Origin of the sequence: Vibrio algicola (assembly GCF_009601765.2) — a bacterium.
Taxonomy (GTDB): Bacteria; Pseudomonadota; Gammaproteobacteria; order Enterobacterales; family Vibrionaceae; genus Vibrio; species Vibrio algicola.
Genome location: NZ_CP045699.1, coordinates 2494171 through 2518765 on the forward strand (window position 1 = coordinate 2494171; position 24595 = coordinate 2518765).

24 protein-coding genes and 1 pseudogene are annotated in these 24595 nt (G+C 42.1%); 1 reads left to right on the forward strand and 24 read right to left on the reverse strand.

The annotated features are described in order from the left end of the window. Window positions 1-87: 87 nt before the first annotated feature. Both GFB47_RS11410 and punR read right to left on the reverse strand, forming a co-directional pair. Window positions 88-942: a lipid-binding SYLF domain-containing protein gene (locus GFB47_RS11410; protein WP_153448066.1), complete on the reverse strand. Its 855-nt coding sequence runs from the start codon at window positions 940-942 to the stop codon at window positions 88-90. Window positions 943-1190: 248 nt separating this feature from the next. Further along, window positions 1191-2090, reverse strand: coding sequence for a DNA-binding transcriptional activator PunR (gene punR / locus GFB47_RS11415; RefSeq protein ID WP_153448067.1), 900 nt, complete (start codon window positions 2088-2090; stop codon window positions 1191-1193). A 149-nt stretch (window positions 2091-2239) separates the two neighbouring features. Between punR and punC the strand changes: the two genes are divergently transcribed. Further along, the gene (gene punC, locus GFB47_RS11420) at window positions 2240-3430 is read left to right on the forward strand and encodes a purine nucleoside transporter PunC (RefSeq protein ID WP_153448068.1); all 1191 of its coding nucleotides are present in this window, start codon (window positions 2240-2242) and stop codon (window positions 3428-3430) included. Window positions 3431-3634: 204 nt separating this feature from the next. Here punC and glmU read toward each other — a convergent pair whose 3' ends face one another. From glmU to GFB47_RS11530, 22 genes and pseudogenes are all read right to left on the reverse strand, one after another. Then, a complete protein-coding gene (gene glmU, locus GFB47_RS11425; protein WP_153448069.1) occupies window positions 3635-4993 on the reverse strand; it encodes a bifunctional UDP-N-acetylglucosamine diphosphorylase/glucosamine-1-phosphate N-acetyltransferase GlmU in 1359 nt (452 codons plus the stop codon). 176 nt (window positions 4994-5169) lie between these two features. Further along, window positions 5170-5589 carry a F0F1 ATP synthase subunit epsilon gene (locus GFB47_RS11430; protein WP_153448070.1) on the reverse strand — a complete coding sequence of 140 codons (420 nt, stop codon included), beginning with the start codon at window positions 5587-5589 and terminating at the stop codon, window positions 5170-5172. A gap of 59 nt (window positions 5590-5648) precedes the next feature. Beyond that, window positions 5649-7052, reverse strand: a complete 1404-nt coding sequence (gene atpD, locus GFB47_RS11435) for a F0F1 ATP synthase subunit beta (RefSeq protein ID WP_153448071.1) — start codon at window positions 7050-7052, stop codon at window positions 5649-5651. Between the two features lie 70 nt (window positions 7053-7122). Then, a complete protein-coding gene (gene atpG, locus GFB47_RS11440; protein ID WP_153448072.1) occupies window positions 7123-7989 on the reverse strand; it encodes a F0F1 ATP synthase subunit gamma in 867 nt (288 codons plus the stop codon). A 115-nt stretch (window positions 7990-8104) separates the two neighbouring features. Next, entirely contained in the window at window positions 8105-9646 is a 1542-nt protein-coding gene (gene atpA, locus GFB47_RS11445) for a F0F1 ATP synthase subunit alpha (protein ID WP_153448073.1), read from the reverse strand. Between the two features lie 13 nt (window positions 9647-9659). Continuing rightward, window positions 9660-10190 carry a F0F1 ATP synthase subunit delta gene (atpH, locus tag GFB47_RS11450; RefSeq protein ID WP_153448074.1) on the reverse strand — a complete coding sequence of 177 codons (531 nt, stop codon included), beginning with the start codon at window positions 10188-10190 and terminating at the stop codon, window positions 9660-9662. A 15-nt stretch (window positions 10191-10205) separates the two neighbouring features. Next, complete coding sequence (atpF, locus tag GFB47_RS11455; protein ID WP_178306476.1) at window positions 10206-10676, reverse strand: F0F1 ATP synthase subunit B; 471 nt, start codon at window positions 10674-10676, stop codon at window positions 10206-10208. A 58-nt stretch (window positions 10677-10734) separates the two neighbouring features. After that, entirely contained in the window at window positions 10735-10977 is a 243-nt protein-coding gene (atpE, locus tag GFB47_RS11460; protein ID WP_153448075.1) for a F0F1 ATP synthase subunit C, read from the reverse strand. A 44-nt stretch (window positions 10978-11021) separates the two neighbouring features. Then, window positions 11022-11831: a F0F1 ATP synthase subunit A gene (atpB, locus tag GFB47_RS11465; protein WP_153448076.1), complete on the reverse strand. Its 810-nt coding sequence runs from the start codon at window positions 11829-11831 to the stop codon at window positions 11022-11024. Continuing rightward, the gene (locus GFB47_RS11470) at window positions 11831-12190 is read right to left on the reverse strand and encodes an ATP synthase subunit I (RefSeq protein WP_153448077.1); all 360 of its coding nucleotides are present in this window, start codon (window positions 12188-12190) and stop codon (window positions 11831-11833) included. Before GFB47_RS11470 ends, atpB begins: the two co-directional genes overlap by 1 nt. Before the next feature lie 227 nt (window positions 12191-12417). Beyond that, a pseudogene (locus GFB47_RS11475) lies at window positions 12418-12711 on the reverse strand (transposase); the annotation flags it as partial. A gap of 91 nt (window positions 12712-12802) precedes the next feature. Next, window positions 12803-13687, reverse strand: a complete 885-nt coding sequence (locus tag GFB47_RS11480) for a ParB/RepB/Spo0J family partition protein (protein ID WP_153448078.1) — start codon at window positions 13685-13687, stop codon at window positions 12803-12805. Between the two features lie 72 nt (window positions 13688-13759). Further along, entirely contained in the window at window positions 13760-14536 is a 777-nt protein-coding gene (locus tag GFB47_RS11485; protein WP_153448079.1) for a ParA family protein, read from the reverse strand. A gap of 10 nt (window positions 14537-14546) precedes the next feature. Beyond that, window positions 14547-15200 carry a 16S rRNA (guanine(527)-N(7))-methyltransferase RsmG gene (gene rsmG, locus GFB47_RS11490; protein ID WP_153448080.1) on the reverse strand — a complete coding sequence of 218 codons (654 nt, stop codon included), beginning with the start codon at window positions 15198-15200 and terminating at the stop codon, window positions 14547-14549. Then, window positions 15197-17092 carry a tRNA uridine-5-carboxymethylaminomethyl(34) synthesis enzyme MnmG gene (gene mnmG / locus GFB47_RS11495; RefSeq protein WP_153448081.1) on the reverse strand — a complete coding sequence of 632 codons (1896 nt, stop codon included), beginning with the start codon at window positions 17090-17092 and terminating at the stop codon, window positions 15197-15199. Before mnmG ends, rsmG begins: the two co-directional genes overlap by 4 nt. 501 nt (window positions 17093-17593) lie before the next feature. Then, on the reverse strand, window positions 17594-18037 hold the full coding sequence (gene mioC / locus GFB47_RS11500; RefSeq protein ID WP_153448082.1) for an FMN-binding protein MioC: 444 nt from the start codon (window positions 18035-18037) through the stop codon (window positions 17594-17596). Between the two features lie 183 nt (window positions 18038-18220). Next, window positions 18221-19582, reverse strand: coding sequence for a tRNA uridine-5-carboxymethylaminomethyl(34) synthesis GTPase MnmE (gene mnmE / locus GFB47_RS11505; RefSeq protein ID WP_153448083.1), 1362 nt, complete (start codon window positions 19580-19582; stop codon window positions 18221-18223). Window positions 19583-19904: 322 nt separating this feature from the next. Beyond that, a complete protein-coding gene (yidC, locus tag GFB47_RS11510) occupies window positions 19905-21551 on the reverse strand; it encodes a membrane protein insertase YidC (protein WP_153448084.1) in 1647 nt (548 codons plus the stop codon). A 2-nt stretch (window positions 21552-21553) separates the two neighbouring features. Next, window positions 21554-21811 carry a membrane protein insertion efficiency factor YidD gene (yidD, locus tag GFB47_RS11515; protein ID WP_153448085.1) on the reverse strand — a complete coding sequence of 86 codons (258 nt, stop codon included), beginning with the start codon at window positions 21809-21811 and terminating at the stop codon, window positions 21554-21556. Then, a complete protein-coding gene (gene rnpA, locus GFB47_RS11520) occupies window positions 21778-22101 on the reverse strand; it encodes a ribonuclease P protein component (RefSeq protein WP_233282246.1) in 324 nt (107 codons plus the stop codon). The genes yidD and rnpA overlap by 34 nt, the downstream gene beginning before the upstream one ends. A 46-nt stretch (window positions 22102-22147) precedes the next feature. Next, entirely contained in the window at window positions 22148-22282 is a 135-nt protein-coding gene (rpmH, locus tag GFB47_RS11525) for a 50S ribosomal protein L34 (protein ID WP_017024264.1), read from the reverse strand. Between the two features lie 338 nt (window positions 22283-22620). Continuing rightward, window positions 22621-24366, reverse strand: coding sequence for an ABC transporter ATP-binding protein/permease (locus GFB47_RS11530; protein ID WP_153448087.1), 1746 nt, complete (start codon window positions 24364-24366; stop codon window positions 22621-22623). Window positions 24367-24595: the final 229 nt, after the last annotated feature.

Below are 24595 nucleotides of genomic sequence, written 5' to 3' on the forward strand. Positions count from 1 at the left end.
TTGATTTTTTAATCTATAATAACCAAAAACCCACAACGAGTTGTGGGTTTTCTTTTTTGTGCCATAACTGTTAATAAAACGATGAGATTATTTGAGCGTATCGGTGGCCTTCTCAGACTCAGCAGGTTTATTGGCTTGAGGCGGAGTAACATCGGTTTCTTGAATAGCTTCAGTCGATGGCGCATCGACCACTTCTTGTTGCTGCGCTGCGTTATTGTTGTCTTGGCTTACGCTGTCTACCGATGAGCTATCCGCATCCGATGGAGCCTCGTCATTGGCTTTAGAAGGCTCAGTGGCGACTTGGTCATCATCATTATTCACATCAGCAGCCTGTGCTTTTTCTGTTGCCTCTGAGCTTTGTTGCTTGGGTGTAAAACTGAATTTTTGACCCGCTACGGATGCATCAATAATCAAACCACCTTTAGTTGCAGTAAATATTGCCATATCATTAACATAACTGGCCGCAGTGCTTTGTTCGGTACCCGATTGACCTGCAGTGGCTGAGTTACCGGTAGTGCCCACTTGAGCATTGGCACCAATATTTAATGCCACGGCTGAGGTTTGGGCACTAAATGCAAATTTACCTTGAGTAAAATTATCTAAAGCATGTTTATTTTTAAAGAAGATAATTTCACTATAACCTTCACCACCAAATGAATAACCAATAGAAAGCTGGCTCATGGTCGACTCACCCAATAATTCAAGCTCAGGGTAAACACCGCGATACACTTGCCCAGTACCATAAGCACCACCAATAAAGAATGCCGCTTTACCTATGGTTGGGAAAACCGCAAAACCGTAGGCACTGCTAAATAACTTTTCAGTTTGTGGTGAACGTTTAAAGTTGATCAGACTATCGGTATAAGAATCTGCAGAGGCAGTTACTGACCATAATGTTATCCCCATCATTAGCGCTAACATCAGTTGTTTTAATGGCTTCATTATTCTTCCTTAAAAACGATTATGGCTAATATCATAGGACAAGTTACCCATTGGATATTAATCCTCATCAAATTTGATTAAAATTGATGACTAAATAAACATGTTACTGCTCGATTCTCTATATAACTGACCATTGAAATGTCATCATCAAGTAATATCGAATACAGAAAATATTCAGCCCATAAAATGAGCCTTTACGTGAACATCTGTAACTAACTTGGATATAGATAGCAAAATGCGAATTAAGTTCACTCTAACCACTGCTGATATAACTGTTGGCTATCACCGAGATAATCAATTAACCACTCCACCAGCTTGTTACCTTCATCTTTACGCCACACTAAACAACAGGCACTTAATGGTTTATCGCCACTTATTTTCGCTTCAATCAACTCGCCTTGCTCAATAAAGTGTTTGGCCATGTGGCGTGGCATATAACCCATTCCAACCTTATTTTTAAGGCACTCTATGGCGCTGAACCAATTAGGCAGTAGTAAGCGACGTTGTTGCATTGAATGCCATGTATGGCGCTTAGGCAGTAGCGTAGAGGTATCATCCAAACAGATTGCCGGCACATTGATTAAGTCGTCAGCCGTCAACTCTGTTTTGGCTGCTAATGGGTGATCACTGGCCATCACATAAGCCCAATCGATACTGCCCATCGGTTTGACTCCGTAATCCCCACTAACAGGAATCGCAGAAGTAGCACCTATCACAATATCAGCTCGACCTTCTGAAATGGCTTCCCACGAACCATTAAATACCTCCATATTGATCTGCAACTCAGCAAAATCGAAAGTGCGATAAAAGTCTTCAATCAATGGTTTTAACTGCTCAAGCTTAACAATGTTATCTAAGGTTAATTTAACCGTTTTATTATAACCATTTTCCACTCGTTTGGTTTGCGCTTTAACTTCTTCCATATGACGCAGCAACTGACGAGCCTCATTGATAAAATGCTGCCCCGCTTCGGTTAATTCGACTTTACGCGCTAATCGGTTAAATATTTTCACGCCTAATTCATTTTCAACCTGACGAACCGCATAACTGATCGCTGATGGTACTTTATGCAATTGCTCAGCAGCGGCAGTAAAACTGCCTAAACGCGCGATAGTATCGAGCATTTGTAACGATTGTTTTGAGTACATATAACCTCACCTACTACCCATCAAAAATTTTGAACGATAACTCCAAATTATAACGTTTAATTTTGTCACAAAGAAGTTTTATACTGCTTAGTATCGGTATGGATGCGCTTACTTGCCATCAACCACAGACTATTTTAAGTGGCTTGTTTATGAATATTGCAAAAACACAACTCTTTTACCTTGCAGCACTTTCTATGTTGGGCTTTGTTGCTACCGACATGTACTTGCCTGCCTTTAAAGTATTAGAAGATCATTTTTCGACCGGTCCTGAATCGATCGCGCTTTCTTTATCTATCTTCTTAGCTGGTATGGCATCAGGTCAATTATTATGGGGCTTAGCAGCTGATAAATTTGGCCCTCGTAATACGCTCGCGGCAGGTTTAGTTTTATTCTCATTGGCTTCTTTAGGTTTAGGCTTTAGCCAAGAAGTATGGCAGTTATTAGGTCTACGCTTTATCCAAGCGATTGGGGTTTGTGCGCCAGCCGTCATTTGGCAAGCCATGGTGATTAAGCGTTATTCAAGCTCGGCTAGTCAGCAGATTTTTGCCACTATAATGCCGCTAGTAGCATTATCACCGGCGATTGCACCACAACTTGGTGTATTTTTGATGAGTCACTTTGGTTGGTCGAGTATCTTTATCTTCCTAACTGTCGTGGGCGCGGCTTTAACCGTTGTCACGCTAACTCAAGCAAAAGATCAAGCAGCAGAAGAACCAAAGACCACCTCAATCACCCAAGATATCAAAGCGCTATTTTCTTCACGCGTTTATCTCGGTAACGTTTTAATGTTCGCGATGGCTTCTGCCTGTTTCTTTGCCTACCTTACTGGCATGCCAGAAATTATGACTAAGCTAGGTTATGACGCTAAAGATATTGGTTTAAGCTTTATCCCACAGACAATTGCATTTATGGCGGGTGGCTACTTTGGTAAACGTTATGTGGCTAAATTAGGCGATGCTAAGGTATTAAAAGTTTTATTGGCATTATTTAGCGTGTCATCAATTGTGATGTTTATTGCTTCTCACATGGCGATTAGCACTATTTGGCCAGTATTGATTCCATTCTGCTTTATTGCAGTGGCTAATGGCGCGTTGTACCCAATAGTGGTGAACCGTGCATTATCAAGCTGCAAAAATAGCCCTGCGACTGCCGCTGGTTTACAAAATAGCTTACAGATTTGTATCAGCGGTTTAGCCAGTGCTTTAGTGGCAGCGTATGCCAGTCAAGCGCTTCCAACCACAGGTATTGTTGCCGTCTTATGTATGGCAGGTTTATTAGGTGGCTACTTCTTGTCAACCTCAAAACAAGCTGTCACTTCAGAGTTACTCGAAGATAATTAAACTCTAAACTCCCCCTTTTAGAGTTGGTAGATTTTCGACATAAAAAAACCGCTTATTGACCATTTCAATAAGCGGTTTTTTATTATCTATTCATCGACCTGTATTATTTATAGAGAAAAGGATAAAAGCACATGGATGTACTTTTCCTAGTGCCCATGGACGGTTTAAACGCCTTTTCGAATAAATAATATTGGTGATAGTCGATTATTTTTTGGTTGGGCGTTTCCAACCGGCAATCACGCGCTCTTTCGCGCGAGTGATCACTAATTCATTTTCAGCCACGTTTTTAGTTACTGTCGTGCCCGCGCCAATGGTTACGCCATTTGCGATTGTCACCGGAGCAATCAGTTGTGAATCGGAGCCGACAAACACATCATCACCAATAACAGTTTTAAACTTATTCGCGCCATCATAGTTGCAAGTGATCACACCCGCGCCAACATTCACACGATCGCCAATGGCAGAATCACCTAAATAGCTTAAGTGGCCCGCTTTTGAATCCAGGCCTAATGATGAGTTTTTAATCTCAACAAAGTTGCCTACATGGGCTTTATTTTTCAGCTCAGTTCCTGGACGCAGACGCGCAAATGGCCCAACCGTACACTCTTCACCAACCGTCGCACCATCGATCACGGTATAAGGGCTGATCACGCTGTTGTCGTCGATTTCACAGTCTTTTAGCACACAACCTGCGCCAATCACCACGTTATCACCAATTGAAACATTGCCTTCGATGATAACATTGGCATCAATTTCAACGTCCATACCGCATTGCAGTTCACCACGTAAATCAAAACGGCTTGGATCGCGCAGCATCACGCCTTGCTCTAACAATGTTTGCGCTTGCATCGATTGGTAAGCACGCTCTAAACGAGCCAGTTGAGAGCGATCATTGACCCCTTCAACTTCGATGGGATTAACCGGATGAACCGCTTCGACCGCGCGCCCTTCTTCATGTGCAGCGGCAATAATATCCGTTAGGTAATACTCACCTTGCGCATTTTCATTTTTAAGCGCCGCTAACCAACGTTTAAGATCGCCACCAGTGGCCACCATTACGCCAGTATTAATTTCTTTGATCAGCTTTTGTTCTTCTGTGGCATCTTTTTGTTCAACAATCGCCACCACAGGACCATTCTTACGAATAATGCGTCCATAACCTGCCGGGTTATCTAGGATCACGGTTAATAACGCGATACCACCGGTAGGTTGAGCTTCTAATAAGTTTTCTACCGTTTCAGTTGAGATCAGAGGTACATCACCATAAAGCACTAATACCTTTTCATCATCGGCAAAATCTGACGAGGCTTGATTCACCGCATGACCGGTACCCAACTGTTCGGCTTGGATAACCCAATTAACCGACTCTTGGGCTAATTCTTGCTTCATTTGATCGCCACCATGGCCATAAACCAAATGAATATTTTGCGCGCCAACCGAAGAGCAAGTATCAATAACGTGTTTTGCCATCGAACGGCCAGCCAAAGTGTGCAGAACTTTTGGCTTATTTGAATACATACGAGTGCCTTTACCGGCAGCAAGAATTACAGCACTGAATTTCATAACAGAGTGTCCTATCAATAGAATTGCGGCAATTTTACCTTAAAGCGAGCCAAACAAGGAAAAAAGCCGAGAATTAATAATCCCTTATCAAATAATAATTATCTAAACTGTGATCTTAGTTACGTTAAAAAAAAAGCGACCAATTAAGGTCGCTTATCTTTTGACTGCTAAAGGTATTAGCGGCGTTTTCTCGTCAATTCAATCACTCGTAATTGAGCCATTGCTTTGGCTAGCTCGCCAGCGGCTTGGGCGAAGTCAATATCGTTGTGCTGATTTTGAATATGCTCTTCAGCTTTACGTTTGGCTTCTTCTGCCTTCGCTGCATCTAGGTCTTCACCACGGATTGCGGTATCGGCCAGTACAGTCGCTGTACCAGGCTGAACTTCCAGCATACCACCAGAAACATAAATAATTTCTTCGTGGCCGTGTTGCTTAACTAAACGCACCATACCAGGCTTAATAGCAGATAATAGTGGAGTATGTCCTGGGTAAATACCCAATTCACCTTCACCACCGGTCACCATGAACGATTCAACAGTACCTGAAAATAATTTCTTTTCTGCACTGACGATATCGAGATGAAAGGTCATAGCCATGTTGCCTCCTAATTCGCTTTATCGCTTATGCCCAGCCGAAACCGGACATAGATTTAAGCTTACAGCTTCTTAGCATTCTCAACAGCATCGTCGATCGTACCGCAGTACATGAACGCTTGCTCAGGAATGTCATCGTAATCACCAGCGATTAGACCTTTAAAGCCGCGCAGTGTCTCTTGAAGAGAAACGTACACGCCAGGGTCGCCAGTAAAGACTTCTGCTACGTGGTAAGGCTGAGTTAGGAAACGTTCAATCTTACGAGCACGAGATACAAGTTGCTTATCTTCTTCAGATAATTCATCCATACCTAAGATCGCGATGATGTCTTTTAACTCTTTATAGCGTTGCAGTGTGGTTTGTACACCTTGTGCAATACCATAGTGCTCTTGACCAACAACCAGTGGATCCAACATACGAGATGAAGAATCTAATGGGTCAATCGCAGGGTATAGACCCATAGCAGCGATATTACGGTTAAGTACTACCGTTGCATCCAAGTGAGCAAACGTTGTAGCAGGAGATGGATCGGTTAAATCATCCGCTGGTACGTATACCGCCTGAACAGAGGTAATAGAACCTTGTTTAGTCGAAGTAATACGTTCCTGAAGAACACCCATTTCTTCCGCTAGAGTTGGCTGATAACCTACCGCAGATGGCATACGACCCAATAGAGCCGATACTTCTGTTCCCGCAAGGGTATAACGGTAGATGTTATCGATGAACAATAGAACATCACGACCTTCATCACGGAATCTTTCCGCCATGGTTAGGCCAGTCAGTGCTACGCGTAAACGGTTTCCAGGTGGCTCATTCATTTGGCCGTAAACCATTGCTACTTTAGATTTTTCAGGCTCTTCGATGTTTACAACACCGGCTTCCTGCATTTCAAAGTAGAAATCGTTACCTTCACGAGTACGCTCACCAACACCAGCAAACACAGATAAACCTGAGTGTTGTAATGCGATGTTGTTGATAAGTTCCATCATGTTAACGGTCTTACCTACACCAGCACCACCGAATAGACCGATTTTACCACCCTTAGCGAATGGACAAATTAAGTCGATTACTTTAACACCGGTTTCTAGAAGTTCCGTTACGTTTGATTGCTCTTCGTAACTTGGTGCAGGACGGTGGATAGCGTAAAGCTCTTCCGTGTCAATATCACCACATTCATCGATAGCATCACCTAAAACGTTCATGATGCGACCAAGTGTTTTTGTTCCTACTGGTACTGAGATTGGAGCACCTGTATTAGATACTTCCAAACCACGACGTAAACCATCAGAGCTACCCATTACGATTGCGCGAACCACGCCACCGCCAAGTTGTTGCTGAACTTCAAGAACAAGACGTTCTTTAGATTCAGAAACATTCAGGGCATCGTATACACGAGGTACACTGTCCTGTGGGAACTCTACGTCGACTACTGCACCGATGATCTGTACGATCTTACCTGTAGCCATCGTTAAATCCTCTAAACTATTTAATTACCTAAGCACTAATTTAATAACCATGCTCTAACTAATAACAAGACTAAACCGCTGCTGCACCTGATACGATTTCAGACAATTCTTGTGTGATCGCCGTTTGACGGGCTTTGTTGTACACAAGTTGTAAATCGTCAATCAAGTTGCTTGCGTTATCTGTTGCAGCTTGCATCGCCACCATTCTTGCCGCTTGCTCACAAGCAAGGTTTTCCACCACGCCTTGATACACTTGCGATTCAACATAACGTTTTAGCAAGGCATCGAGCAGTGGTTTTGGCTCGGGTTCATAAATATAATCCCAAGAATGTGTGCGTTTCATGTCATCGCTATCCGATTTAGGCAAAGGTAGCAATTGATCGATCGTTGGCTCTTGTACCATGGTATTAACAAAACTGTTGTATACCACGTACAGGCGATCTAATTCACCTTGATCATATTTCTCTAGCATAACGCCAACACTACCAATCAAAGCTTCAAGGTTTGGGTTGTCCCCTAATCCTGAAATTTGCGCCGATAGTTTTGCGCCCGTGCCTTTGAAAAAAGCGGTTGCTTTAGAGCCGATAACGGCCACTTCAACACCCACGCTTTTATCAGACCAATCTTTCATGTCATTCAGTGCTTTTTTAAACAAGTTAATGTTTAAGCCTGCACATAAACCACGATCGGTTGAAATAATGATGTAACCAACTTTTTTAGCTTCACGCTCTTCGAGATAAGGATGCTTATACTCTAAGTTTGCGTTTGCTACATGACCGATCACTTTACGCATTGTTTGTGCATATGGACGAGAAGCTTCCATTGCGTCTTGACTACGACGCATCTTAGAGGCTGCTACCATTTGCATTGCTTTCGTAATTTTTTGTGTGCTTTGAACACTACCAATTTTGGTACGAATTTCTTTTGCGCCGGCCATCGTTACACTCCGTTAATAAGGACTGACTAAAAGCAATCCCGTTAATGGATATTCGTTATATGGTGATGTTATTTCATGATTTACATTTAAAAAACATGAATACATCACCTACGAATTACCAGGTCTGGGTTGCGATAAAATCATCAACAAGCTTTTTAAGCGTTGCTTCGATTTCGTCGTTGTAAGCACCCGTTTTGTTGATTTCAGCAGCGAAATCAGCATATTGACCATGAGCGTACGACAGTAGTGCTGCTTCAAAATCCGCTAGCTTATTAAGTGCGATATCACCAAGATAGCCGCGCTCAGCTGCAAAAATTACCAAAGCTTGATCAAATACTGAGAATGGAGCGTATTGCTTTTGCTTCATTAGCTCAGTTACTTTTTGACCGTGGTCTAGCTGTTTCTTAGTTGCTGCATCAAGATCAGATGAGAACTGAGCAAATGCTGCAAGTTCACGATACTGTGCAAGTGCGGTACGAATACCACCAGACAGTTTCTTAATGATCTTAGTTTGCGCAGAACCACCTACACGAGATACCGAAATACCTGGGTCAACCGCTGGGCGAACACCGGCATTAAATAGCTCAGTTTGTAGGAAGATCTGACCATCGGTAATTGATATTACGTTGGTCGGTACGAATGCAGATACGTCACCGGCTTGTGTTTCAATGATAGGTAGAGCAGTTAAAGAACCGGTCTTGCCTTTCACTTCACCATTTGTGAACTTCTCAACATACGCTTCGCTTACACGAGATGCACGTTCTAGAAGACGGGAGTGAAGATAGAAAACATCACCTGGGAAGGCTTCACGGCCTGGTGGACGTTTTAGAAGTAGTGAAATTTGACGGTATGCTACCGCTTGCTTAGATAGGTCATCATAAACAATCAGAGCATCTTCACCGCGGTCACGGAAGTATTCACCCATTGCACAACCTGAATATGGAGCTAGGTATTGCAATGCCGCAGACTCAGAAGCCGATGCCACAACCACGATAGTGTTTGATAGTGCGCCGTGCTCTTCAAGCTTGCGTACTACGTTAGCAATAGTAGAGGCTTTTTGGCCAATCGCTACGTAGATAGAGAAAATTCCAGAATCACGCTGGTTGATAATGGCATCGATAGCCATTGCCGTCTTACCAGTTTGGCGGTCACCGATGATAAGTTCACGTTGACCACGACCGATTGGAATCATTGCATCAACAGACTTATAACCAGTTTGTACTGGTTGGTCTACTGATTTACGGTCGATAACACCTGGTGCAATCATTTCTACTGGAGAAGTGAGTTTTGCATCAATTGGGCCTTTACCATCAATAGGCTCACCTAGTGTGTTTACCACACGACCAAGTAATTCAGGACCAACAGGTACTTCAAGGATACGACCAGTACCCGTAACTTTCATGCCTTCCTGTAGGTTAGCATACGGGCCCATTACCACTGCACCAACCGAGTCACGCTCAAGGTTAAGTGCGAGTGCGTAAAGACCACCCGGTAGTTCAATCATTTCACCCTGCATCACGTCCGCTAGGCCGTGGATGCGGATAATACCATCACTTACAGATACAATTGTACCTTCATTGCGAGCTTCACTTACAACACTGAATGACTCAATACGTTGCTTGATCAGTTCACTAATTTCTGTGGAATTAAGTTGCATGCTCCAATCCCCATTAAGACGTTAATGCATCATTCATACGGTTTAAACGACCGCGAGTTGAATCATCGATGATTAAGTCTCCGGCTCGAATAATAACTCCACTAAGTAGAGTCGCATCTACACTGCAATTCAGCTTAACTTTACGCTCAAGGCGCTGCTCAAGTTTGCTGCTGATTTCTGCGAGTTGACTTGGTGTTAATTCAATTGCGGCCGTAACCTCAACATCAACAATATGGTCATGTTCTTTTCTTAAGATAAAGAACTCTTCACAAATATCTGGCAGGGCCTTTAAACGGCCATTATGAGCAAGAACTTTAATAAAGTTTTTACCATGCTCATCAAACTGGTCACAAATAGAAACGAAGATATCAGCTATCTTCTCAGCCGCAATCGCCTTATTTAATAAGTCGACCATGCTTTCGTTATTTGCAACTTCAGCAGCAAAAGTCAACATTTCAGACCATTGGTCTAATGTGCCTTTCTCAACCGAAAATTCAAAAGCTGCTTTAGCATAGGGGCGTGCGATTGTAGTCAAATCAGACATGTGCGGCCCCTCTAGTTACAGTTTTGCAGTAATATTATCAAGAATATCTTGGTGTGCGTTCTGATCGATAGAACGTTCCAGGATTTTCTCAGCGCCAGCCATAGCTAATACAGCTACTTGCTTACGAAGTTCATCGCGCGCACGGTTGCGTTCGGTTTCAATTTCAGCTCGGCCTTGATCTAAGATCTTCTGACGCTCAACTTTGGCTTCAGTTTGGCTTTCTTCTAAAATTTGACTCTTACGCTTGTTCGCTTGATCGATGATCTCAGCAGCGGCTTTTTTTGCTTCTTTCAATTTGTCCGAAGCATTAGCTTGTGCTAGACCTAAGTCTTTAGCTGCGCGGTCAGCGGCGGCTAAACCATCAGCAATATTTTTCTGACGGTTTTCGATTGCAGCCATCAGTGGCGGCCATACATATTTCATGCAGAACCACACAAAGAGGGCAAACGCTATTGCTTGACCGATCAGAGTTGCGTTCATATTCACCGCATCTCTCCTTTGTTTGCAATTTAAAAACAAATACCTAAGTAAAAATTAAATTTTACTAGGCGACCGCAAACATGACATACAGACCTAGACCAACCGCGATCATAGGAATCGCATCCACAAGACCCATCACGATGAAGAATTGTGTACGAAGTAGAGGGATAAGATCCGGTTGACGAGCTGCACCTTCTAGGTATTTACCACCTAGCATACCGATACCAATTGCCGCGCCGATTGCAGCAAGGCCCATCATGATAGCTGCTGCAATAAAGAGCAGGTCCGTGTTTAATGCATTTTCCATGTTATAACTCCAAGTTTAATCTGAATGTTATGTAAATAATTGTATTAATGTTCTTCTGATGCTTGCGATAGATACACTATCGTCAAAATCATAAAGATAAATGCCTGTAGGGTGATAATCAAAATATGGAAGATCCCCCATGGCACGGAGAGAACCCATTGTGACCACCAAGGCAGAAGCCCAGCAATCAAAATGAAAATCAACTCACCCGCATACATGTTACCGAACAAACGCAGTCCCAATGAAACTGGTTTAGACAATAACGTTACCCCTTCAAGAATCAGGTTTACTGGAATAAAAGCCCAATGATTGAAAGGTTGTAAGCCTAGTTCTTTTGCAAATCCGGTAATACCTTTAATCTTAATGCTGTAATACAGAATCAAGATAAATACCCCTAACGCCATAGACATCGTAATGTTTACGTCAGCAGTTGGTACGACACGCAAATACGGAAGCCCTATTATGTGCTCACCTACGTATGGAATGAAATCAATTGGAATAAGATCCATTAGGTTCATTAGAAATACCCATCCGAAGACGGTTAAAGCTAATGGAGCAACTAATGCGTTCTTTCCATGGAAAATATCTTTTACTGAGGCATCAACAAACTCGACCACCATTTCAACAAAGCACTGTAGTTTTCCTGGAACGCCACTTGTGGCTTTTTTACCCACGCTGTAAAAGATCCACATCATCAAAGCGCCTAATAGCACTGAAATGACTAATGAATCAATATTAAACGTCCAGAATGTTGCAGTATCACCCACATGGACAACACCGTCACTGTTAGCACTTAAGTTAACAAGGTGGTGTGAGATGTACTCCTGAGGAGTTAATTCACCTGAACCAGCCATTAGATATCCTGTCTAATTACGTTTGATAACACCAATGACATAATGCATTGCACTACAAAGGCCAATATATAACCCACAAAAAAAGTAATTAAGTGCACATCAGTATATTTAAAGAAAAATACAAATAACGCGCCAGAAATTACAAATTTATAAATTACACTAACATAAGCTTTCGCCATGACCTTCGCTGCCGTATCTGCTCCGGGCTTATTCAAATATAAGCACGTCACAATATATGGCACGCTACACACTAGCCCCCCAAAGATGGCAGATTGACTCGCCATTTCTCCCTGTACATACAAGCTGATTAAGCTGAACGCGCCAACTACAATAAACTGAGTTAAAACTAAAAAAAACATTCTATTAACACCCAATTACATTTAATTTGGCTCAACTGTATGCGCAGAACATATTACACCCTACTCAACTATGATTACAGTCAATAGCAAGATGGAAAATGATTATTTTTATATTCTGTTAAATGATCAGCGATATCACTATAACATGGCTTTGTTGCGTAATTCAAATTTAGAGGTGACAACACTAGAATCGTATTATTTCAATCAATTCGGTAAGTTTTAGGCATACCTAGCCCTGATACTTTTAAGATCTTTCGACGTGTTTGCTTTAGTAAATTAGGTAGAACGTCTCCGTCACTGACATTCGAGAAAGTGAGTTCTGCCGCAATAATTTCATGAATAACGACATCAACACCTATATGTAACTTACGCCAGATCCGGCGCTTCCCATCAGTTCCATGTTTCCTGACTTTCCATTCTTGGATAGCTTCTTCATCAATCCAGAAAGTCAGTGAACCACGTTTAATCAGTGATTGATTATATAACTTCCAGTTTTTGGTCTTATAACGAGGTTTTGGCATGAATATCGATGGTTTAGTGGGGAGTAAACGATCTGATCGTCAGTTTCACATTTACTTCCATCGAATTACGCAACAAAGCCCTATAATATGGTTAATTTATTTCGATTTTTGTGTTAAGGATTTTAACAACCTGTTCCATATCATCGAAACTGATAGTTAGCTTGCCCTTTCCTTTAGCGTTGCGGCTAATTTCAACTTTATGACCAAATTGCGCTGATAACTGTTCGGCAAATTGCTGAGCATAAAGATCATCACTTGGCGTTTTCGCTGTTTTTGGTTCCAAATGTTTTTTTACCAGAGCTTCAGTTTGTCGAACGGTTAATTTCTTGGCAACTACAATTTTTGCAACATTACTTTGATCACATAACTCTAGTGATAACAGGGCTCTAGCGTGTCCCATCTCTAGTTTTCTTGATACAACGCAATGTTTCACTTCGTCATCAAGCGTATTGAGACGAATTAAATTGGTGACCGCAGTACGCGATTTACCAATAACATCGGCCACTTGTTGATGGGTTAATTCAAACTCTTGTTGTAAACGCTCAAGTGCTTGTGCCTCTTCGATAACGTTTAAATTTTCACGTTGAATATTTTCAATCAATGCCATTGCAATAGCAGCACGGTCTTGAACATTCTTAATCACGCAAGGAACTTGAGTTAATCCGGCTAATTTTGCCGCGCGCCAACGACGTTCACCGGCAATAATTTCAAATTTTTCTTCTGAAATCTGACGAACCACAATGGGTTGAATAATACCTTGGGAACGAATCGAGCAAGAAAGCTCTTCTAATGCTTCAGGCTGAATATCTTTTCGAGGTTGATACTTACCAGAGGAGAGTTGTGAAATGGCGATTTTTGCTAGCTGACCTTCAGAGGATAAGGCTTGGCTATGGTCGACTTTTTGTTGTTTCTCACGCGCTAATGAACTGGTAGAAAGTAGTGCGTCTAGACCTTTACCTAACCCACGTTTAGACATCGGAATGGTTTCCCTATTAATGATTTATATTGATATTTATATCACCTATTTTTGATAATCAATAGGTCTAAATTAAGAGACAAGCTGTTCTTCTCGACGCAGCATTTCGCCCGCTAACGCTAAATAGGCTTTTGAGCCAGTAGAATACTTATCGTAATACATGGCGGGTTTTCCGTGACTTGGGGCTTCCGCTAAACGAACATTACGCGGAATAACCGTGCGGTACATTTTATCGCCAAAGTGTTTTTTAAGCTGATCTGACACATCGTTAGCTAAGCGATTTCTTGGATCAAACATGGTGCGTAGAATCCCTTCAATTTTAAGGTCATGATTCACTACCGCAGCCAATTTACTGATAGTGTCCATCAAGGCAGTTAATCCTTCTAAAGCAAAGTATTCACATTGCATCGGCACTAATACTGACTGTGAGGCAGCCATTGCATTGATCGTCAGTAGATTAAGAGAAGGAGGGCAATCAATGAAAATGTAATCGTAGTGATCTTTTACGTTGGTTAAAGTATTTTTTAAACGTAATTCGCGAGCAAACACTTCCATCAATTTAATTTCAGCTGCGGTAACATCACCGTTAGCGGCAATTAAATCATAACCCGCGGTGGTGTCTTTACATACCACCTCGTCAAAAGGCAGTTCATCAACTAATAAGTCGTAAGCGGTATAATCAAGATCATATTTATCAACGCCACTGGCCATAGTCGCATTGCCTTGTGGATCAAGATCAATCACCAGCACCTTTCTTTTGGTCGCTGCCATTGATGCTGCAAGGTTAACGCAAGTGGTGGTTTTACCCACGCCACCTTTTTGGTTTGCAATTGAAATGATTTTAGCCACGATTACCTCGTTATAATGCCCGTTTTTCCAACAAGACCAAGTGACGGTCACCCTCTAACTCTGGAACTTGCAGTACCTTAACTTCAATCACGGCAAACTGTGCGGGTAATTGATCGATTTCATCTTCAGGCAATTGACCTTTTAGCGCAAGGAAAATACCACTATCTTGCTTAGGTAAGTGATGACACCACTCAACCATATCAGTAATGGAAGCAAAAGCACGACTGATCACGCCATCAAAACCTTGCTCAGGATCGAATTCTTCTACACGGCTTTGCACCGGCGTCACATTGGTGATGGCAAGTTCATGCACAACTTGCTTAATAAAACGAATTCGCTTACCTAAACTATCGAGCAACGTAAAGTCACTTTCAGGGTTTAAAATAGCCAGTGGAATACCAGGTAAACCTGGGCCTGTACCCACATCAATGAAACGGGATCCAACCAAGTGAGGGCTAACCACGGCGCTATCTAGGATATGTTTGACTAACATATCCATAGGGTTACGCACCGATGTCAGGTTGTAGGCTTTATTCCATTTATCCAGCATCACGACATAACCAACCAATTGGTCACGCTGTAATTCACTGACCACTAAGTCGGTTTGAGACAATAATGAATCCAGCTTAATGCGTAAATTATTATTGATTAAATTGCGATTCATGCCGCATCACCTTTTTTTAACAGGCCTTGTTTCTTTAAATGCACCAACAAAATAGAAATCGCGGCTGGAGTAATACCTGAAATGCGCGATGCAATACCGATAGTTTCTGGTTTGGCATTGCTTAACTTCATCACCACTTCATTGGATAAACCTTTCACCACCGAATAATCTAAATCGAATGGCAGTTTGGTGTTTTCATGACGCAGTGATTTATCAATTTCGTCTTGTTGACGCTGAATATAGCCTTGATATTTCACTTGGATCTCAACTTGCTCAGTGGCTTGTTGATCATCGACTTGCGCCGCAAATACTTCTAAGCTGGTTAATTTATCGTAGGTCATTTCAGGACGACGTAAAAGATCTTCACCATTCGCTTCACGCGTGATCGGCGTTTTTAACAGTTGATTCAATTGTTCAATATTTTCAGATTTTGGATTAACCCAAATATCTTTGAGACGTTGACGTTCTTGTTCGATATTTTCAACTTTTTGATTGAAACGCGCCCAACGAGCATCATCGACCAAACCTAACTCACGACCTTGTTCGGTTAAACGTAAGTCAGCGTTATCTTCGCGCAATAACAAACGATATTCGGCGCGAGAGGTAAACATACGGTACGGTTCTTTGGTGCCCATAGTGGATAAATCATCGATCAACACGCCCATGTAAGCTTGGTCACGACGTGGGCTCCAAGCCTCTTTGCCTTGGGTATACAAGGACGCATTCAGGCCGGCCATTAAGCCTTGCGCTGCCGCTTCTTCATAACCCGTGGTACCGTTAATTTGTCCTGCGAAGAACAAGCCATTAATAAACTTGGTTTCATAACTTTGTTTTAAATCACGCGGATCAAAGAAATCGTATTCAATCGCATAACCTGGACGCATGATCTGAGCATTCTCAAAACCATTCATGGATTGAACAATTTTCACTTGCACATCGAATGGCAAACTGGTCGAAATACCATTTGGGTATAATTCTGTGGTAGTCAGTCCTTCCGGCTCAATAAAGATCTGATGGCTGTTTTTATCAGCAAAGCGCATCACTTTATCTTCAATCGATGGGCAGTAGCGTGGACCAATGCCTTCGATAACCCCAGAATACATTGGGCTACGATCTAAGTTATTACGGATCACATCATGGGTTTTTTCATTGGTGTGAGTAATAAAACATGGAATTTGTTCAGGGTGATCCTGTTTACTTCCCATAAACGAAAAAACAGGGATCGGGGTATCACCATGTTGTTGCTCAAGGCGAGAAAGATCAACCGTACGCGCATCAATACGAGGTGGCGTACCGGTTTTAAGACGATCAACTCTAAATGGAAGATCTCGCAGTCGATTGGCCAAGGCGATCGACGGTGGATCTCCAGCGCGACCACCAGAAAAGTTTTCTAAACCAATATGGATCTTACCACCAAGGAAAGTCCCTACGGTTAACACCACAGCTTGAGCTTTGAATTTAAGCCCCATTTGAGTTACAACCCCAACCACTTGCGATCCTTCCACGATCAAGTCATCAACCGCTTGTTGGAACAAGGTTAAATTCGGTTGATTTTCAAGTGTTTGACGTACTGCGGTTTTATATAATAATCGATCGGCTTGAGCTCGAGTTGCTCGTACTGCTGGACCTTTAGAGGCATTAAGCGTTCTAAATTGAATACCAGATTTATCAATAGCTTGAGCCATTAATCCACCCAAAGCATCCACTTCTTTGACTAGGTGTCCTTTGCCAATTCCGCCAATGGCAGGATTGCAAGACATTTGGCCTAAAGTGTCGATATTGTGAGTAAGCAGTAATGTTTTTTGACCGGTGCGTGCTGATGCCAGCGCAGCTTCCGTTCCTGCATGACCACCACCGACGACTATGACGTCAAAGTTTTCGTGATAAAACATGATCAGACCTCGAGTTCAATTGATGATCATCCGTTTAATGATCGATAAATAAATGGAGCGCTATTCTACCTTTTTTCAAGGGAAGAAAGAATCTATTTATCTAATTAAATAAAGGGCTCAAAGGCTTTAATATATATAAGATCTTTATATAGATCTTTTATTAGATCTATTATTAAGCAAGCACGATCTTGGGGATAACCGAGAAATGATCTTAAAGATCATGGTGTTTAGAAGGATCCTTTCCTGTGATCTAGCTTGGATCTTTTTGGGTATTAGCTGGGATCAAAATAGCTACTTATCCACAGCTCGATCTTTTTTATAAGTTATTAAGTGGATAACAAGGTTAGAAACACAGGATAAAGACCCACTTATGCACACGCCGTTTGGGTGTTTTTTGAGCAAACAGTTTACTAATGAACAACCTGAAAGTAAAAAATGACCAAGATGTGGTATCACAAACTTGGTCATAAACAGGAATCGTAGTAAAAAATAGCGGCCTTTTTAGCTATCAGTGAAGGCATTAAGGTGGTGATTGAGCCATTCTTCAGCCGGATCTTCAGCGACGGAAGTGGTTAATATGTCTATTTCTAACGCTGGACAAAGCTCTTTTCCACCAATATCTAATAGCGTTGCTCTGGCGTCTTTACCTGCGCCACAGAAGGTATCGTAGCTGGAATCACCAATTGCGATAACGGCAAAAGAAACCTCAGACATGCGAGGCGGTGCTGTTTTCAAGCTATCAATAAATGGTTGAATATTATCAGGATAATCGCCAGCACCATGAGTTGAGGTTATCACCAACCAGATCCCTTTTGCTTCTATTTCAGGCAGCTTTGGTTGGTTATGGATGGTAGTTTGTAGCCCTTGTGCGATCAGAATATCACTTAAATGATCGCCGACATATTCGGCACCACCGAGTGTGCTTCCGGTAATAATGTGGATCATAACGTTCCTTGGTATTACTTATAAATAAGCGGAAATAGTAGAATTTTGGCGAGGAAATTGCGAATTATTATTGTTAATTCGTGGACCAATAAGCAAAAAAATTCCGCGCTCAACCACTGTTGAGCACGGGATATTAAAGGCTATTTTTCAGATAAATCTAGGGGCTGTTAGTCTTTATTTGGCTTATTTACCAATACAAAAAGACGAGAAAATACGGCCTAAAAGATCATCTGAACTAAACTCACCCGTGATCTCATTTAGGTACTGCTGAGTGATCCTAAGCTCTTCTGCCAAGATCTCTCCTGCCATATAACCTTCAAGTTGCTGCTGACCTATGTCTAGGTGCTGAGCGGCGTTATCCAGTGCTTCTAGGTGACGACGACGCGCCATAAAGCTGCCTTCATTACCACCAGCAAAGCCCATGCAAGATTTTAAATGCTCGCGCAAGGCATCGATACCTTGACCAGTTTTGGCTGATAGGCGGATCAAGGTCGGATTATTAACATGGCAAATCCCCAGTCCTTCACCCGTTTGATCGGCTTTATTGCGGATCACTGTCATGCCTATATTGTCGGGCAAGCGTTCGGCAAAATCAGGCCAAATTTCTTTAGGATCAGTGGCATCTGTGCTGGTGCCATCGACCATAAATAGCACTCGATCTGCTTGGGCTATTTCTTCCCATGCGCGTTCGATGCCAATTCTTTCCACTTCGTCGGAGGCTTCGCGTAACCCCGCAGTGTCAATAATATGCAATGGCATACCGTCGATGTGTATATGCTCGCGTAACACGTCACGGGTGGTACCTGCAATATCGGTCACAATAGCGGAGTCTTTGCCTGATAATGCGTTTAATAGGCTTGATTTACCGGCATTAGGACGACCAGCGATAACCACTTTCATACCTTCACGAATGATGGCACCTTGGTTGGCTTCTTTGCGCACTGCGGCGAGATTATCTATGATGGCTTGCAAATCGCTGCTGACTTTACCATCGGCTAAAAAGTCGATTTCTTCTTCTGGAAAATCAATCGCCGCTTCGACATAAATGCGCAAGTAGATCAATGAATCGACCAGTTTATTGATGCGGCCAGAAAACTCACCTTGCAGAGAATTAAGCGCAGATTTGGCCGCTTCTTCTGAACTGGCATCTATTAAATCAGCAATTGCTTCGGCTTGTGTTAAATCGATTTTATCGTTTAAGAATGCGCGTTCAGAGAATTCACCTGGGCGGGCAGCTCGGATACCTTCAATTTTTAAAATGCGTCGGATCAGCATATCCATGACCACAGGGCCGCCATGACCTTGTAGTTCTAATACATCTTCACCGGTAAAGGAATGTGGGTTAGGGAAGAATAGCGCGATGCCTTGGTCTAGCTGTTTACCATCTTCATCTTTAAACGGTAAGTATTCGGCATAACGTGGTTTCACCGCTCGCCCCAGTACTTCCTGAGCAACCTGTGTGGCTTTTGGTCCTGATACTCGGATGATACCGACACCACCTCGACCGAGGGCGGTGGCTTGAGCTACGATTGTCTCTGTTGTCATAATAAAACCAATGAAAGATGAAAATGAAATAATAATACCCAATACGGTTCTATCCATATTGTTGGTTAGATATTAACGATAATGGGCGTAATACCAATTTCATTTAATATTTGTTCAATTTGAATACGCCGAAAAGGCGCTGATCCATCCTTGGTCGCTTGAGAAAAGGCCATCCATGGCCTTTGACACTTTTCTCTGTACTCAATTTTGAACGATCATTAAATTTACGGAATTGGTATAAATAGATTATCGGTTAAATCTAGATAAAGCAAAAGGCGACCATAGAGGTCGCCTTCGTGTTATTGGTTACTCGCTCTAAGGATTACTTTTTGCTTTTCTTAGAGTGTAAGCCTTTTTTCTCTAGTGCTCGGTAGATCAACGTTTGTTGTACCAAGGTCACGATGTTCGACATTAGGTAGTAAAGAACCAAACCAGATGGGAACCATAAGAAGAAGAAGATGAAGATAAGTGGCATAAACATCATCATTTTCTGCTGCATTGGATCGGTAACGGTTGTTGGGCTCATCTTCTGGATGATCAACATTGAGATACCCATCAATACTGGCAAGATGTAGTACGGGTCTTGTGCAGATAAATCGTGGATCCAACCAAAGAATGGTGAGTGACGTAATTCAACCGATTCCATCAATGCCCAGTAAAGTGCAATGAAGATAGGCATTTGAAGAATAATAGGGAAACAACCACCAAGTGGGTTTACCTTCTCTTCTTTATACATCGCCATCATTTCTTGGCTAACACGTTGACGGTCATCACCACAACGTTCTTTCATAGCGGCAATTTTTGGTTGCAGCATACGCATTTTAGCCATTGAAGTGTACTGAGCTTTAGTCAGTGGGTACATTGCACCACGAACCATAAACGTCAGTAGGATAATCGCGATACCCCAGTTACCTACAAAGCTTTGAATAAATGAAAGCAATGAGTGAAGTGGTTTTGCGATAAACCATAACCAACCGTAATCCACTACCAAGTCAAGGTGAGGGGCTGTTGCCGCCATTTGATCTTGAAGTTTAGGACCAGCCCAAAGCGTCGCTTTAAGTTCCGATGTTTGGTTGTTTGGGATCACCTTGTTCGCAGTACGGAAACCGATATCAGCCACATCACCGCTTACGCGAGAGTAAAGCACTGAATTTTTCTGGTCACGTGGGATCCAAGCTGAAGTGAAATAGTGTTGCAACATCGCAACCCAACCTTGTCCGTCAGTAATTTTGACATCTAGGTTTTTGTCTTTCATTTCATCAAATTTGTATTTTTTGTATTTGGTATCAGAGGTTGAGAATGCACCACCAGTATAAACTGGCATGCCAACGTGACCACCGCCTTTAACCATAGTTTGACGTAAACGCGCATACATACCGACAGTCGCATCTTGGCCCGATTGGTTATTAATGCTGTAAACCACGTCAACCGCATAGCTGTTACGCTTAATGATAAAGGTTTTAGTGTATGCGATGCCATTAGCTGAATAGGTTAATGGAATGCGTAATTCTTTTTGGCCATCAGCTAAAGCAAAAGACTCGGCACTGGTTTGATAATGTGGGCGTTTGTTGCCGCTCATTTCAAAACCTTGTGGGCCAACTAGACCACTTTGAGCAATATACTCATGATCTGGTGTGTCTTTTAGTAAAACGAAAGAATCTTTCGTTTTTAGTTCAGCGGCGTATTGATTTAATTTCGCTGAAACAACGTCACCACCGACAGGGTTGATTTCAAGATCCAACACATCAGTGTGAACTTTAATCGTATTCGCGGCAGGAAGCGTTTTCGCATGCTGAGAAGATAATGGATCAGCTGCTACTTGGGCTGGGTCATTCGGCAAACTAGTATCAGTTTGAGCCTGATGTACCGGAGCAGGTACGGGCTGATTGTCTTTGTTGTTCCATTGTTGGAACAGCAAAAAACTGATTAAAGCAAAAGCGATTAACAGAATATTACGTTGAGAATCCATTGTTATTTTTCTCTGTCGTGTTTTTGATTTGGTGGGACAGGGTCATATCCCCCAGCATGTAAAGGATGGCATTTACATAAACGTTTGCCTGATAAACAACACCCTTTTACACAACCATGTTCCTTTATTGCTTCAATAGCATAAGTGGAACATGTTGGCGTAAATCGACATCGAGGGCCAATTAAAGGGCTGATCAATCCTTTATACAGATTGATTAAACCAATAGCTAACCACGATAAGGGCGAGACAGGCGATGCCATAACTTCTCAAATATTTTAAAAACTTCTTCGTTACTCAAATCTTGAGCACTCTTTTTTGCAATTACCACAAAATCTTTACCAGGTAGGTTGTGTTGTTGTAAACGAAAACTTTCACGAGCGATACGTTTAAAACGGTTACGACCAACGGCGGTTTTGATTTGTTTTTTGGGAACGGCTAATCCAAGTCTTGGATGGGAGAGTGTATTATTGCGAGCGATAATAGTGAAATGAGGGGAGCCTGCTCGATGAGCTTGCTGAAAGACGTTTTGATAATGCTCGGGAGTTAACAAACGTAACTCCCGAGTAAAAGTAGACTTAGTCAAAATAATTCAAGAATTACTTTGAAAGGCGCTTACGGCCTTTTGCACGACGTGCATTAATTGTTTTACGACCGTTCTTAGTAGCCATACGAGCACGGAAGCCGTGAGTACGTTTACGTTTAAGAACAGTAGGTTGAAAAGTGCGTTTCATGGTAATTACCTTTACTGATCAGTAGTTTATAGGTTCTTGTTAAACCCGGTGTGAGATGTTTTATCCGACACCTCTCAACAAAGAGGCGGAATTGTAATCATTGACTCGCAAATAGTCAATGGTTACGAGGCTTATTAAACAGTATTTTTGTGCTGAATAAAAAACCCATTGGCCTAAAAATCTGTGTGCGGATTATACGGTTTCTATTAACAAGTGCAAGGATCATCCTAAGATCATTTTTTACTCACACCTTATATACAAAGCTATACAAGCCACTGGTGCTTAGTATAGCTTTGTTCTTCTCGCTTTCGCGTATTATTTAGCCTTGATCATTAAAATTAAAGCTGTGGACTAAATTGCCACTGGATTTGCCCTTCAATCGACTCTGCATGCAAATGATATAGATGGTAATCCGCCACTTTCGCGCGATGAGCAATACTAACAAGAGTGGTATCTGGCAGTTGCAGCTTGAGCAATTGATACATCGCTGCTTCGGTTGTTTCATCCAAAGAAGAGGTCGCTTCATCTAGAAATAGCCAATCCGGTTGCTGAACCAAAGCGCGCACAATCGCAATACGTTGCTGCTCACCCGGCGACATAATATGTGCCCAGTGTTGGCTACAATCGAGATCATGACTAAATTGTTCTAAGTGACAGTCTTTTAATAACTGCTTTAAGCGTTGATCATCGGCTTTAAGCTCGACATTGGGGTAACACAACACCTCACGCAGCGAACCTATCGGTAAATACGGTTTTTGCGGCAAGAACAAGCAATGTTGCGGCGTGCTAACCTGACCAGATGAATAAGGCCAAATGCCAGCAATGATTTTGAGCAGGGTACTCTTACCAATGCCTGATTTACCGCTGATCAAGGTGTGTTGACCCGCAATTAAGCTGAGATCCTCTATCTGACTGATCACTTGGCCTGTCGGTAAGGTGATCTTGGTATTGTGCAGGGTTAATTTATTATCCTGATTGGCAGTAACGCTTAATTCACTTTGTTGAACTTGAGTCTTGGTTAAGTGCATATCGTCATTATAAGTGGTTAAACGATCGACACTGGCTTTCCAACTGGCGAGGTTGGCATAAGAATCGACAAACCAGCTGACCGCCCCCATCACTTGGCCAAAGGCGTTGTTAATTTGCATCAACCCGCCTAGTTTTATCACGCCAGAAAAGAAGCTTGGGGCGGCGATCATCAGCGGAAAAATAATCGCTATTTGGTTATAACCACTATTAAAACCCACCACCTGCTTTTGTTTACGCATGATCTGCCAAGTGTTCTTCCATACATGACTAAAGCGGGTTTCAAGTTGATCGCGTTCTTTCGCTTCGCCTTGATATAAAGCGATACCTTCCGAGTTTTCTCGTAAACGCACCATAGAATAACGAAAATCCGCTTCAAACTTTTGTTGCATAAAATTAAGATTAATTAATGGTTTACCTATTTTATGCATAATAAAACTGCCGACAACAGCATAAGCTAACGCCGCCCAAACCATAAAACCGGGAATGGTGATTGCATGGCCAGATAGATGGAAAGTAAGCGGAGAGGACAAGCCCCATAAAATGGTAATAAAAGAGGCGAGTGTGACCACCGAATTTAATAACCCTAATGAAAGGCTTAATGTGTCACTGGTAAACTGATCGATATCTTCCGCAATACGTTGATCGGGGTTATCGGAATCTGTTTGTCCCAGTTCTAATTGAAAAAACGATCGATCACTTAGCCAATCAGAAAAATAGGCATTAGTTAACCAGCGGCGCCAACGCAACTGCAACATCATATTGAGGTAAATTCGATACACCGCAATCGCAATAAAAATGGCGGCGATCAGCGAAAATTTAAGTATTAGATGGGTAAAAGCGTCTTTATCGAGTTGCTGTAGGGCATTATAAAAATCAGAATTCCATTTATTGAGAATAACGGACATATATACCATGCCAAGGTTTAAGCAAATAATGGCAATTAATAACGCCCATGCGATGCCTTTTTCTTCTGATTGCCAATAAGGTTTAGACAGCTGCCAAACCTTGCCAAGAAAATGCTTCGAGGTTAAACGAAAAGATGATCGGCTGATCATAATGCTTTATTCCTTTCTAAAGGTATCCTTAAATGAGGATGTTAATAATGAATGAATACAATCGAAGAGGGGATTGTAATCAGATAGTTATGCCAAATCTATGCTTAATAAAATGATAATTGACTATTAACAGACCAGAAAACCACAACTGAGTTCAACCGAAGAATTAATGACTGAGGATAATCATGGGATAAGGTGTGATCAGTAGTTTTAATTAGGCAATCAATGC